Genomic DNA, 13,621 nt, shown 5'->3' on the forward strand with positions numbered 1-13,621 from the left:
TTCACCCCTTCAGCGCACCCACCGTGATCCCCCGGGTCACCTGGCGCTGGAGCAGGGCGTAGACCAGCATCGTGGGCAGCATCATGAGCACCAGGCCGGCGAAGGCCATGCCCCAGTCGCTGCGGTACTGGCTCACAATGGTGATGTTGGCCAGGCCGAGGGGAAGGGTGCGCAGGCTTTCAGCGTTTTCTCCCGACAGGAACATGAAGGCCATGAAGAACTCGTTCCAGGTGCCGAGGAAGGCGAAGATGCCCACGGTGACCAGGGCGGGCTTGGCCAGCGGCAGCATGATGTGCCAGAAGGCCCGCAGTTCGCCGGCGCCGTCCATCAGCGCCGATTCGTGGAGTCCGGACGGCAGCGACTTGAAGAAGCCCGCCAGGATGAAGATGGCGAAGGGCATCCCGAAGGCGATGTAGACGAGGAGCAATCCCAGGCGGGAGTTGAGCAGCATCAGGTCCTTCATCTGAAAGAACAGCGGTACGATGGCCAGCTGCAGTGGCACCATCAGACCCGCCAGAAAGAAGAAGAACAATGGCCGGGCGCCGAAGAAACGGAACCGCGACAGGGCATAGGCCGCCATGGCCGCGAAGAGCAGCGACAGGATTACTGTCAGTACCGTCAGCACCGCGCTGTTCAGGAAGTAGTCTCCGAAATGCCCCACCGTCCACGCCCGTGAGAAGTTGATCCACTGCAGGTCCGCCCAGTCCGGCAGTGTGAAAGGCGCCAGGAAAATCTCCCGGTCCGTCTTGAGCGACGTGTACAGCAGCCAGGCCATCGGGTAGACCACGATGACCAGGTAGCCGAGCAGCACGGGATAGATGAGGAGATTCCAGGTCGCTGTCCGGCGCGTTTCGCCCGTCTGTTTCTTCTCTTCCATCCTTTTATCCTCTTTCGTCCGCGTCATCAATATCCCACCGTCGTTCGCTTCTTCGTTCTCGTCCGCGTCATCAATATCCCACCGTCGTTCGCTTCTTCGTTCTCGTCCGCGTCATCAATATCCCACCGTCGTTCGCTTCTTCGTTCTCGTCCGCGTCATCAATATCCCACCGTCGTTCGCTTCTTCGTTCTCGTCCGCGTCATCAGAATTCCACCGTTTCCCTTCGCATGAGCCTCAGCGTGGCGGCCGTGCCGAAGAAGACCATGATGAACAGCAGCACCGCGATGGCCGTGGCCTCGCCGATCTTGAACTCGGTGAACATGTCCTGCACCATGAGCGTGCCGATGACGTGCACCTGCGTGGTGGGCGTCTGGTTGGTGAGGAGCCAGATGGTTTCGAAGGCCTTCATCCCCCCGATGACCATGAAGACGATGGAGATGGACAGCACCTCCCAGATCAGCGGCAGGGTGATGGTCCAGAACTGTCGCCATGACGAGGCGCCGTCGATGTCCGCCGCTTCGTAGAGGCTCTGGGGGATGCTCTCCATGGCGGCGAGGAACAGGATCATGTTGAAGCCGCAGGCGCCCCAGATGGACATGGGGATCAGGGCCCAGTACAGGTTGGACTGCGACAGCCAGGCGAATCCTTCCATGGCCTGCAGCCAGCTTCCCGCGCTTTCGAGACCGGCGGCGGACAGGATCACGCCCAGTCCCACCAGCGCCGTGTTGATCGGTCCGCCCTGGGGATTGTAGAGGTGCATCCAGAGGAGCGTGGCGGCCACGGCCCCCAGGATATTCGGGAAGAAGAAGGCGATGCGGAAGAACTTCGATCCCCGTATCTGCCGGCTGATGCACACGGCCAGGAAGAGGGAGATCGGGATGACGAACAGCGGGATGACGAACATGATGAACAGGTTGTTGTTCAGCGCGATCCAGAACCCGTCGCTTTCGAAGAGCAGGCGGCCGAAGTTGAGCAGGCCCGTGAACCGCATGTCGGTCAGCCCGTCCCATTCGTTCAGGCTCCAGACGAAGGATTTCACGCTTGGGATAATGACGAACACGGAGTACAGCAGCAGGGCGGGCGCGATGAAGATGATCCGGTCGGTCCTCCGGAGGAACGGGAGGCCGGCTGCGTGCGCGGTTCCGGCGCGACGGCGGTCCCGGTAGCGCTTGCAGGTCGTGGCCGACCAGTAGCCCACGGCCAGGGCCATGAGTCCGATCAGCAGACTGGGCTTCCACACGTGCCGGATGTTGATCTCGTCCGGTGCGATGGTCTGCCGCCGTACGACGGCCGCGGCGGCTTCCAGCTCAGCCGCGGCCACCGCGGGCATGGTCTGACCGGTAATCACCCTGAACCGGGCATCGGTCCAGTACTGTGTCATGGCCGGATAGCCTTCCCCAGGCGGTGTGCCGTAGGTGACGGCCGCGTCCTTCAGCATGGCGGCCAGGTCGGCCATGTCCTCCGACAGGTTCTCTTCGGATACACCGGCCACGGACACGGGGATGTCGCGCATCCGGGCGAAAAGACCGGCCATGCGCCGGGAGGTCATGAACCGCAGGAACTCGACTCCGGCAAGCGGGTTGTCGCTATCCTTCATGACGAAATAGTACCCGGAACCGCCGTAGACGGCCGTCGGATCCGCCTTGCCGGTCGGCGCCACCGGCAGGTTGAAGGACCCCAGGCGGAATCCCTCCGGTATCTTGCCCAGCATCTCGCTCTTGAGCCACGAACCGCAGAAGATCATGGCCGTGTGTCCCAGGAAGAACTCGAGCTGGGATTCCGTGTGGCTCATGCCCATGGCGCCTGGCTGGAAGTAGTTCAATGCGATCCGCTGCGCGACGGACAGGGCTTCCCCGAATTCGGGATTGTCGAAACTGCCGGGCACCAGGTTCTTCTGGTCGTCGTACCGGTCAGGCCCGGCGAGGTGGTAGTACGCGTGGTCGATTACGGCCTGCACGTATCCCGGATACCGGCCCTGAAAGGCGAGCGGCCACATGCCCGCCGCCCTGATCTCTTCGCAAAGCGCGAAGAACTCCTCCCAGGTGGTGGCGGGCTGCCAGCCGTGTTCCTCGAAGAGGTTCTTATTGTACCACACGGCGTAGGCCGAGGCCATCAAGGGTACGCTGTAGGTCTTGCCTTCATGGGAATAGCGATCCAGGGTGCCGGGCAGGAACGATTCGCGCCAGGTGCGGTCGCCCTCCCAGTTGGGCTGATCGAGGAATTCGTCCAGCGGAAGGAGATCGCCGTTGCGGATGAGCGCCCAGTAGTTCAGCCGGGCATTGGTGACCTCGGGGAAAGACCGTTCCAGGATACGCACCCGCACTTTGTCGTGGATGCGGGGATCTCCGTAGAGGTCGATCTGAACGCCTTCATGCTCCTGTTCGTAGGTGCGGGCGCATTCGAGGAAGAACTCCAGTCCCTGGCCGCCCTCGAAAAGGGGCACTTCGACGCGGACGGGGGGTTGGTCCCGCGCTTCGGCAACGGCCGCAACGACCGGTAACGACACGACGATAGCGAGCAGGAGGAAGCGGAACGGGGTCATGGTTGGAGAACCGATGGATTCGAGCCTCAGAGAACGGTAGAGTAAATGTAGGATACGTGGTATATCCTGTCAACGCCGCCCACTTTGTCCCCTGGCGAGCGCCCCAGGTACGCGCATAAGCGGTTGACAGGCGCGGTGCGGCTTTTCTACATTCACCGATTGACTTTCCTACGACGGCGTCACCGCCACCCTACAGGAGCAGATCCATGCGTGAGATCAATTTCGGCGCGGGAAGACCCGATCCGCAGTCTTTTCCCTCGGACGCGCTGGCAGAGGCTGCCGCGAAGGTCATTTCGAGCCGCGGCGCGGAACTGGTGAATTACCCGGACGGACGCGGTTATCAACCCTTGCGGGCCATCGCTTCACACCGATTCGAGCGCGGTACGGGACGGGCGGTGCCCTTGGAGGAGATCGTGCTGACGTCCGGATCCATGCAGGCACTCCAGCTGATTACGGACGCCTTCACGTCGCCGGGAGACACGATCGTCACGGAATCCTTCACCTACGGCGGATCGCTGAGCGTGTTCCGAAGCCGGCAGGTGTGCATCGAGCCGGCCCCGATAGACGACCACGGCCTGGTCACCGATGGACTGGAGACGGTGTTGAAACGGCTCGTCGACTCGGGTACGCCACCGAAGTTCATCTATACCATACCCACGCATCACAACCCCACGGGCTCCATCCTGCCGCTGGAACGGCGGGAACGCCTGCTCGAACTGGCCAGGAAGTTCGACACGCTGGTCGTGGACGACCACTGTTACGGAGATCTGGTGTTCCAGTCCGATCCGGTGCCGCCGAACCTGTACCACCTCGACGAAGACGACCGTGTCGTGTACGTCGCCTCTTTCTCCAAGATCCTCGGACCGGGCGTACGGCAGGGCTACTTCATGGCGCCGGAGGCGCTGCAGCAGCGGATCATGGCGAACAAGATGGACGGTGGAACCAACGCGCTGGCGAGCATGATCGTGGCCGAATACCTGGGCGATCACCTCTGGGACCACATCCGCGATGTAAATAAAGTCATGAAGGCGCGCAAGGACGCGTTAGTCGAGTCGCTGGCGACCCACTTCAGTGATCTGGGCGAGGAAGTATGGTGGACGGATCCGCCCGGCGGCATGTTCGTCTGGGTGCGGATACCGGCGGCTACGGACACCCGAAAAGCGCTGCAACTGGCCGCCGGACGGGGGGTTTACTACAGCCTCGGGCAGTCCTTCAGCGCCGGGAACGAGGATATTCCCTACCTGCGCATCGCTTTCGGATTCCCCACGATAGAGGATATCCGCGAAGGCGTGCCTATTCTCGCGGATTGCATTAAAGAAGCCCAGGGCAAGGACCTGGCGGCGTAGAAATGGGTGCGTTACTCATCGCCGGACACCCTCAGATACCCCTCGACTCTGCCTAGTCGGGTGTTTATGTTGTCGAGACGATTGTTCATATCTCGCATTGCGGTACGGATTTCCGTAAAGTCGATTTGCATTTCAGTTCGGAACGCGGCCAACTCGGTCCGTATCTCATTCCTGAATTCCTGGTCTTCCCGGTCCAGATATGTAAGCGTAGCGATGAACAAGATGCCCAGGGTTACGATGAACATGCCTACGGCAGTTACGATCTGTGCTCCGAAGGTCCAGTTATCGCGGGACATCACGGTCATCGTCTGATTCCTTCCATTAGTAAAACCCTCGGAACAAGCGTTTTGGCTTCTTCGGATAACTTAACTGTCCATCATCCTGCCAGTAATTGGGTTCATGCCTAATTGACCTTCAACTCTTTCCAGCCTTCCTTCAACTCTTTCCAGCCTTCCTTCAACTCTTTCCAGCCTTCCCTCAACTCTTCCCAGTCTTCCCTCAACTCTTTCCAACCTTTCATTGATTTCGAACAGTACGCTTTTTATTTCATCAATGGATTCACGAAGTGCTGCCATCTCGCTTTGATTCATCTGCGAGAACTTCCATGACAGCGTAACTACTGCCAAGAGAACGAGGCATGCAGTCGATACTGAACCTATGACCAAAAGAAGGTTGTCCATACTTGATTGGTCGAAATTGGAACCCCAATCTCGTACCGGTCTGGCAACAAAATCGAAAACGGATCCTGCTTCTCCCTCTACACCATCTTCCTTGCCCCATTCTCGTACCTGACCTCGTAATCACCGTCCGGCACCGGCATAGCCCGCATGGCCAGTTCTCCGTCGGTCACCAGGGGATCGGTCTTAAGCAGCAGTTCGTCCAGCGACTCCTCCGGAGACTTTTCGGTCGTATCCAGCGTGACGAGATGACCGTTGCGCGTCAGGAGCGATCGGTCTACTTCGTCCTCGAAGCGTTTCTTGAGATCCGATATGTCCTTTTCGTCGATGATCTGGTACTCGTGCGGGTCGGTGCGCATGCGCTCGCGGACCGCCTCGTCGTCGGCCGTGAGGTGGATCAACACCACGTCGGGCAGCCGGGCTTCCAGCACCAGCACCTCGTAGTGCCGCTGATTGTGGTGGACGTAGTTGGGATAGTAGGGATTCCCCTCCACGCTGCCGTACACGTCGCAGTAGATCTTTTCCTCGATGTGCCAGCCAGCGATCAGCGTGTGGGGATAGTTGCGGATGACCTCCACGTGGTAGTGCAACTGCATCCGTTGCAGGCGTTCTTTCACATCGTCGGGGTAGTGGACGTACTGCGCCCGCGAAACGGGACTCAGGGAAGCGTCCGGGATGGTGAAGTGATCGTCGAGATGCGTCCGGCGCCGCCGCTTCTGGTAATAGGCGTCCAGGAGATCGATGAGGGTGGACTTGCCGGCATACTCGATACCGACGAAAATGGACCGCATGCTTTGCTCCTTTCCACGATAGGATTGATTTGGAATCGGGCCCCGTTTGGCTGCTCGACCGCTTTGTCGCGCGGCTGCGTGGCGGGCCACCTGTATTTTGTTTCCGGCCGTGAACCGGACGGTCGGTCCTGGCCGCCTAACCCTTCAACATCTCGACCCAGGCATCCACAACCGCCTCGACCATGGCTTCCCCATGGACCGCGTTGGCCGTCCAGCTGTTCCGGTCCTCCTCCTGGCGGCAGTACCACGGCGCGTTCTCGTCCAGGCGGCCCTGATCCACCAGTTCGGGGCGCGTGGCCAGCAGGAAGGAGGTCTCGTTGTACCCGGCGTGGTCTCCGCCGGCCGGGGGGGACGACGCCGGAAGGACCATGGGATGTACCTCGACCCGGCCGAACCGGCGAGCCTCCCTGGACATCCTGGCATCCGCCCACCATCCCCGCGGTTTGCCTTCGGCCAGGACCATTTCGAAGGAAAGCTCCGCCGCGGCCTTCTTGAAGGCCAGCGCCAGCGGCGCCTCCATGCCCTGGTGCATGATCATCACGTAGATACGCCGGAAGCCCATCTCCAGGAAGTTGCGCAGGATCGACTTCACGTACGACCCGAAGGATGCGTAGTCCGGATCGATGGTGCCGTCTTCGGGGCCGCCGAGGGCGTAACCGGTTGGACCGAAATCGAAGGGCGGCGAGATGACTACGTCGAGACGCTCCGCGACCCGCGCGCAGATCTCCTCCACGATGATCGTATCGTGACCGATGGCCATGTGGGGACCGTGGGTCTCGATGCAGCCGGCGGGAACCAGCAGCGGGTCGCCCCGTTCCACCGCCTCGCGCAACTGGTGGGGACGCATGAGTTTCATGTACATGGGATTCTGTCCGGCGGGGTGGATCAGGCTTCTATGGTATGCGTGTGCTGCGCCACGTCGAGTCCGTGCCGATCTGCCCATCCCCGGATGGCCCAGTCGATACCGTCGGGCGCGTCGCGTCCTTCGGAATCCACGGTGCCTCCCAGCAACTGGCGTCCGATGTCGTCGGTCCTCTTGAGCAGATTGGCATCGGGCTGCGGCGCGTCGTTGTAGAACCGCATGTAGTGATCGGGCTTGATCCAACGGTAGTGATAGCCGTAGATGACGACCTTGGCGATCTGCTTCGTGAAATTCAATCCGGCCGCATGGTAGGTCCGGTTTTCGAAAAGGAAAGCGTCGCCTGCCCGAAGGACCGGCTGCACGTATTCGTCCGGATGGACGTGCCCCTTTCGTATCGGCAGCGCGGACTTCATGTTGTTGCTGCCTTGCACGAACATGGTCGCCCCGGTGTCCGGGCCGGGGAAATCCGTCAGGCAATAGCCGATCTTGAGGCCGACGAACGGAAGCAACACGTGGCCGACGTCCAGTGAAACGCCCACGTCGCGGTGCCAGTTGACCTGGTCGGTATCCCCGGGCGCCTCCGGGTGCTTGTAGATGAGCGCGGTGTTCGTGATATGGATATTGAAGCCGAGGAGGGCGACGATCAGCGGGACCGTGCGCTCGTTCGTTACGAGGTCCAGGAAGGGCTGTTCCTGCACGAGACCGGGACGGCGATGGGCGTAGAAGTCGGGGTACTCGAACCCGTCCATGAGCCGGTCGCCCGTCTCCGTCAGCGCTTCGATCTGAGCAGGATCCAGCGCGCCCTGGACGATCAGGTAGCCGTCCTCTTCAAAGGAACGTCGTTGGGACTCGGTCAGAGGCGTGGGATGCATGGTGTGGTCCGGGGATGTCCGAAATGCGTGATACCGTCACTCGGTGAATGGATCTTTTAAGCTGTACAATTGTACAACGATAAAGCGTCAGGCACCGCGGAGGCAATCGTGCAAGGTGATCCGTTGCAGCGAGACTTTCCGGTCTGACGGATATTCATCATTATATGCCGGCGCATTCGGAGCGCAAGGCGGAAATGGCCGTCGCAGACGCAAGGCGGAATTGGCCGTCACAGCGGCAACCGCCAGATCAACTGGATCTCTTCAGGGAACTCCGCGTAGGCGCGTTCGATGATGGCGCTTAGCCGGCATCCCTGGCGGGCGTAGAACCGGCACGCGGGCACGTTGGTATTCTGGGTCTCTATTTTCATCTCGACGCAGCCGTGGCGCCGCGCCCATTCAACGGATGCTTCAAAGAGCCGGCGTCCCACACCGGCCCCGCGACAGTCCGGGTGCACACGGAAGTCCCACAGCACCGCCAGGTCGTCCCGTCCCTCCAGCATATTCACGTTCGCCGTACGCCGGGCCAGCACCGCTCCGCCCACGCGCCGGGAACCTTCGTAGGCCGCGAGCAGTCCCCACGCCGACGTGTCCCAGTCCCACCGTCGGAGCCATCGGGCGGGGCCCTCTTCAGACGTGGCGTCGTAGTCCTTCAAGTAAGGGGGATCAACCGGCTCTTCCACCAATCTGATGCCGCCCAGGCCGCTTTCCGTCGGTTCGGGCCTCAGGCGCGATGTCACCTCGTAGGCGATCGGCACGTCGCCGTGTTCGGCCAGACGGGGTAAGGTTAAGGGTTCTTCGACGATCTTCACGGCGGCATGACCAGCGTTTCACCACGGCGATCTTCAAAATCAACGTGGCATCTACCTGGTTTCACCATAACGGTGTGTTCGGATTTTCGCCACGGCGATCGGCACGATCCGCATGGCTTCTACCTATGGTTTGCCGCCGCGATAACCACGACGGCATGCTCAGAGTTTCGCCACGGCGATGGTCATGTCGTCCAGCAGCGGGACGCCCTGGCAGAACGCCTCCAGGGCATTGATGATCCGCTGCCTCAATTCGGGCGGCGATTCCTGTCCGTGGGATTCCACCAGGGCCTGCAACCGGTCTTCTCCGAATATGTCCCCCGCGGCGTTTTCCGCTTCGACGATCCCGTCCGAGAAGAGGACCATCACGTCGCCCGGAGACCAGGACCGCTCGACGACCGGAAAGGCCATGTCCGCGTCTACGCCGAGCGGCAGTCCGGTCGATTCCATCGGTTCGGCTTTCCCGGTCTCCGCGCGGTAGTGGAAGGGGAAATGATGGCCGGCGTTGGCGTAGAAGAAACCGCGGGTCGACGGATCGATCAGGATGTAGCACGCCGTCATCAACCGCCAGTCCGGTCCGGTCGTCTGCACGATCCGGTTGAGGGCATCCATGACCGGCGCCACGTCCGGGTCTATCCGGGTCTGCGTGGACCGGCAACTGCACGCCACGGCCATGATCAGGCTCGCGTCGAACCCGTGTCCGGTCACGTCGCCGATCAGCAGTCCGACCCGGTCATCGGGCAGTACGAAGTAGTCGTAGTAGTCGCCTCCCACGTTCTCGGCCGGGCGGCAGTACCCGCTGAAATGCATGCCGGCGTGATGCAGGTCCCCGGGGGGCAGCAGGGATTGCTGGATTTCGTAGGCGCGCTGCAGGTCCTGCTTGATACGTTCGTCCGCCTTGATCTGCTCCTGGGCTGCCTCGAGCTGTTTCAGGCGGCGGGTTTCCACGGCCCGGTGGATGGTCGTGATCAGCAGGCCGGTGGCGTCGTCGGCGGCGCGGCCCGACTTCTCCACGTAGCTGAAGGCGCCGGTCTCCATGCACTTGACGATGTTGGCGTGGGTGCCGTAGGCCGTCAACACGATGCATTCGGGAGGCGAGTCGCAGGCCCTGATGCCCCGGATCGCGTCCAGTCCGCCCTCCCGGTCCGTTTCGATCCACATGTCGACGACCGCCACTTCCACGGCGCCGCGGGCGTCCCTGATCTTGTCGACGCAATCCTCCACGCCGGTGACGCAGATCACGTCGAAGGCGCCTTCAAGATCAAGAGTGACCGCGTCCAGCATGGCGGTGTCGTCGTCGAGGAGGAGAACGAGGGGTTTCGTCATGGCGTCTGCCGTTCAGCCCGCCCGAGCGGTTCACTGGTCCGTCGGTCGGAGCCGACTGTGCCCGTCAGAGCGGTCCATCGGTTCATCGGTCTGAACCGACTGTGCCCGTCAGAGCGGTTCACCTGTTCACCGGTCGGAGCCGCCTGTGCCCGCTACGGGCAGGGCGAAGGTAAAGGTGGCGCCGCCCGGGCCCGTGTCTTCGAGCCAGACTTCGCCGTGGTGTTCCGCGGCAATGGTCTGTATGGCATAGAGCCCGAGTCCGGAACCGCCGGTCGTGGACACGCCCGGCCTGAAAAGTTCCTTGAGCACGGATTCCGGGATTCCGGGCCCCGTGTCGCGGACGTTGATCAATACGTACCGACCGTCCTTCCGGCGCATCAGCCGGGGATATTGCGAAGCGAGGCCGAGCCGCGTGGAAACGTGGATGCGTCCGTTGTAGTCCATGACCTTCCAGGCATTGCCGGTCAGCTCGGTGATCACCTGGTCGATCTCCTCCACGTTGGCCTCCACGAAGGGGGGCGGGTCCGCGAGATCGAATTCCACCTCGCAGGTCTCGCCGATCACGCCGTCCATGACCGTACGCCGCACGATCTCGTTGATATCCACTTTCCGCTTCGGGGTGAGGGTCAGCTTGGTCAGGCGCTGCATATCCTCGGCGATCGCGGCGATACGGTCGATCTGTCCCCGGATCTTGTTCATGAGCTCCCCCGCCCGGCCGTTGTGCGGCGTCTCGTCGCCGATCTCCTGGTTGAGGTGCCTCAGGAAGATCTGCGTGGCCATCGCCGGTGTCTTCAGGGCGTGCAGCGTCCGCTGGGCCAGTTCGCTGCGCGCTTCGGCCCGGGTACGGTCGCGCAGGAGTTCCACGGTCTGGGAATTCGCGATGACCTGCGCAGCCAGCGCGCCTATGACGGTCATGAATTCAAGGTGGTCCCGGGTGATATCGTGGCGGGTGCGCATGTTGTCCGCCCCGATCAGGCCGTAGAACTGTCCCGCGATGACCAGCGGCACGGCCAGCCACGGCAGATCGTCGTCCTTGCCAAGCGCCGCCGCGTCGGGAGAGCGGCCATGGAACGCGGAATCGGCGGGGTCGAACCAACAGGCCGAGGGCCTGGTCCTGGATTGCCTGGCCACGAAGTCCGTGTAAGGATTGTCCTTGATGATGATCGTATAGCCCGCGAAACCGTCCGGGTCGTCCATGCCGACCGAGTCGATGCCCACGAGTTTTCCTCCCGTTTCGTCGGCTTCGAATATGCGCGCCCGGTCGAAGCCGGCCATCTGCACGCCGTGGAGAATGAGGCGCAGGTTCTTCTCCCTGGACAACTCGGTCTGCATCAGGGTCAGGATCTCCTGGATGGATTCCAGGGCCGTGCTGCGGTGGCGCTCGGTCTCCGACAGCGCGATGTTCGCGGCGGCGAGCCGGGCAAAGGGTTCCATTTCGCTCAGATGGCGCTCGTTTGGCGTGACCTGGCCGCTCTGGCTCCACAGGGTGAATACGCCCACGACCTTCTGATCGTACAGCAGCGGCATGACGACGATGGGCACGTCGAATTTCAGTATACTCAGGGCGCGGGGGCTGATTTGGGGATCCGACTGCGGATCGACGCAGAGATAGCTCTTCCGGTCCCGGAACGCCTTGGTCGCCAGCGCCTTCTCGTCGAAACGGAAGCTCAGGCGGGAAAGATCGCCGTCGAAGCCCTCGCAACCGATGTAGGACAGGCAGTGGAGCATCTGGTCCGTGTAGTCTACGATGTAGATGATGCCGTCCGTGAACCCGTAGATCGACCGCACGCTGACCAGAATCCGATTCAGGATCTCGTTGCGGGGCGGCGAATGTTCGACCAGGCGCTGGACGATCCCCCTGAACTGGGCTTCCCGTCCGACGACCTGGTAGGCGATCGCCGCGTAATGAGCGAGCCAGTGCAGCATCTCCAGGTCGTGGTCGTCAAAGGCGTCCGCCTCGTAAGATTCCACGCTCAGGATGCCGATGGGCCGGCCCTCGAACTGGAGCTTGACCGCGATCTGGCATTTCGTCCTGTCGTCTATGGCGTGATAGTCCGGGTCGACCGATACGTCCGGGACGCGGATCTCCGTAAGCGACGGATCGTCCCAGAGACGGCGCACGATACTGGGACTGTGGGCGGAACTTCCCGCCGGTAAGGTTGCCTCTCCCAGTTGAGCGGCGATGACCAGGTCGCCCAGTGTTTCGTTCCAGGAGACGAAGTCGCCCCGGTCGGCCCGAACCAGCGCCCGGCTGCGATGCAGGATCTCCTCTAGCATGGACGCGCGGTCGCGGGTCGTGTGGATGGCGTGCACCAGGTCGCGGTTGAGGGAGACCGTTCTGAGATGCTCCAGGACGACGACGATCTTGTTGGCCAGGATCCGGGCGATGTACTCGTCCGCCTCATCGAAGCCGTCCGACGAGAGCGGACCGCCCGGGCCATCCGAACCGCCCGAGCCGTCCGAGCCGTCCGGCGACTTCTTGTTCTCCACCTTGACGAGTCCCAGGACGACGTCCTTATGATCTTTGAGGGGAATGGCCAGGAGGGACCGCAACTCCTTGCTGGCCAGGTACTCGCGTACGTTGCCGGAGTAGAAGGGACTGCGGGTGAGCTGCGTCCCGTGCAGGCGGACGATGTCGCCCTGGTCGGCGATATGCCCGGTCATGCCGCCCTTCGGGGCGCTGTGAATCTGCAACCGGACGGGCGACGGGTCGTCGTGGCCGGAAAGGTCCGAGTACTGCGCCGTCAACACCAGTTCGTGGGGCGCGTCCTCCGGGACCAGGAAGATGCCGCAGTACTCGGCGTCGAGGAGATCGTGGACACACCGGGTCACCGTGCGCAGCGTGGCGCTATGATCCCGGTGGAACACGCTTCGCATCATCTGGTCGCTGGCCCTGGACAGCGCGAGGAGCTGGTCAACCGGTACGCTGGGTTCGTTCATACTCCGCTATGTCATCCTCGTATTGCAGGGTCCAGCCGATTTCGTCCAGACCCTTCAGGATAAAGGTCTTGCGAAAGGGATCGACCTCGAACCGGTCGGAGGCGCCGTCCGGTTCGGTGACGACCTGCCGTTCGAGGTCCACCGAAACGGTATAGCGGGGCTGCTCCGCGGCGCTTTCGAGCATGCGGCGCACGGTATCGGCGGGCAGCACGACGGGAAGCAGGCCGTTCTTGAAGCAGTTATTGTAGAAGATGTCCGCGAAGGACGGCGCGATGATCACGCGAAAGCCGTAGTCCTGCAACGCCCAGGGCGCGTGCTCCCGGGAACTACCGCAGCCGAAATTGTCCCCCGCGACCAGGATCGTCGCGCCCCGGTACCGGTCTTCGTTGAGCACGAAACCGGGGTTGGGGGAACCGTCGGCCGTGAAACGCCAGTCGTAGAACAGGAACTGGCCGAAGCCGGTGCGCTCGATGCGCTTCAGGAACTGCTTGGGGATGATCTGGTCCGTATCCACGTTGATCCGGTCCAGCGGGGCGACCAGGCCGGTGTGCCGGGTAAAGGATTCTGCCATGCGAGGCTCCG

General features: G+C 62.1%; 12 protein-coding genes. 1 reads left to right on the forward strand and 11 read right to left on the reverse strand.

Going from position 1 to position 13,621, the window contains the following annotated elements:
- Position 1: 1 nt before the first annotated feature.
- Together OXG98_03130 and OXG98_03135 are read right to left on the reverse strand one after the other, a co-directional pair.
- On the reverse strand, positions 2–877 hold the full coding sequence (locus OXG98_03130; protein MCY3771001.1) for a carbohydrate ABC transporter permease: 876 nt from the start codon (positions 875–877) through the stop codon (positions 2–4).
- 202 nt (positions 878–1,079) lie between these two features.
- Complete coding sequence (locus OXG98_03135) at positions 1,080–3,419, reverse strand: extracellular solute-binding protein (GenBank protein ID MCY3771002.1); 2,340 nt, start codon at positions 3,417–3,419, stop codon at positions 1,080–1,082.
- A 206-nt stretch (positions 3,420–3,625) separates the two neighbouring features.
- Here OXG98_03135 and OXG98_03140 point away from each other — a divergent pair, with 206 nt between their 5' ends.
- Positions 3,626–4,765 (forward strand): PLP-dependent aminotransferase family protein, encoded by a 1,140-nt coding sequence (locus tag OXG98_03140; protein MCY3771003.1) that lies wholly within the window; start codon positions 3,626–3,628, stop codon positions 4,763–4,765.
- Between the two features lie 11 nt (positions 4,766–4,776).
- Here OXG98_03140 and OXG98_03145 read toward each other — a convergent pair whose 3' ends face one another.
- The 9 genes from OXG98_03145 to leuD all read right to left on the reverse strand — a co-directional run bounded on the left by OXG98_03145 (position 4,777) and on the right by leuD (position 13,610).
- A complete protein-coding gene (locus OXG98_03145) occupies positions 4,777–5,070 on the reverse strand; it encodes a hypothetical protein (GenBank protein ID MCY3771004.1) in 294 nt (97 codons plus the stop codon).
- Positions 5,071–5,130: 60 nt separating this feature from the next.
- The gene (locus tag OXG98_03150) at positions 5,131–5,355 is read right to left on the reverse strand and encodes a hypothetical protein (GenBank protein ID MCY3771005.1); all 225 of its coding nucleotides are present in this window, start codon (positions 5,353–5,355) and stop codon (positions 5,131–5,133) included.
- A gap of 167 nt (positions 5,356–5,522) precedes the next feature.
- Positions 5,523–6,233, reverse strand: a complete 711-nt coding sequence (locus tag OXG98_03155; GenBank protein MCY3771006.1) for a hypothetical protein — start codon at positions 6,231–6,233, stop codon at positions 5,523–5,525.
- A 136-nt stretch (positions 6,234–6,369) separates the two neighbouring features.
- On the reverse strand, positions 6,370–7,095 hold the full coding sequence (locus OXG98_03160; protein MCY3771007.1) for a creatininase family protein: 726 nt from the start codon (positions 7,093–7,095) through the stop codon (positions 6,370–6,372).
- Between the two features lie 23 nt (positions 7,096–7,118).
- Positions 7,119–7,967: a phytanoyl-CoA dioxygenase family protein gene (locus tag OXG98_03165; GenBank protein MCY3771008.1), complete on the reverse strand. Its 849-nt coding sequence runs from the start codon at positions 7,965–7,967 to the stop codon at positions 7,119–7,121.
- A gap of 227 nt (positions 7,968–8,194) precedes the next feature.
- The gene (locus OXG98_03170) at positions 8,195–8,776 is read right to left on the reverse strand and encodes a GNAT family N-acetyltransferase (protein ID MCY3771009.1); all 582 of its coding nucleotides are present in this window, start codon (positions 8,774–8,776) and stop codon (positions 8,195–8,197) included.
- Between the two features lie 159 nt (positions 8,777–8,935).
- A complete protein-coding gene (locus OXG98_03175) occupies positions 8,936–10,099 on the reverse strand; it encodes a SpoIIE family protein phosphatase (protein ID MCY3771010.1) in 1,164 nt (387 codons plus the stop codon).
- A 126-nt stretch (positions 10,100–10,225) separates the two neighbouring features.
- Positions 10,226–13,039, reverse strand: coding sequence for a GAF domain-containing protein (locus OXG98_03180; GenBank protein MCY3771011.1), 2,814 nt, complete (start codon positions 13,037–13,039; stop codon positions 10,226–10,228).
- Positions 13,014–13,610: a 3-isopropylmalate dehydratase small subunit gene (gene leuD / locus OXG98_03185; protein ID MCY3771012.1), complete on the reverse strand. Its 597-nt coding sequence runs from the start codon at positions 13,608–13,610 to the stop codon at positions 13,014–13,016. Before leuD ends, OXG98_03180 begins: the two co-directional genes overlap by 26 nt.
- Positions 13,611–13,621: the final 11 nt, after the last annotated feature.

Source organism: Gemmatimonadota bacterium (assembly GCA_026706345.1).
Classification (GTDB): Bacteria; JAAXHH01; JAAXHH01; order JAAXHH01; family JAAXHH01; genus JAAXHH01.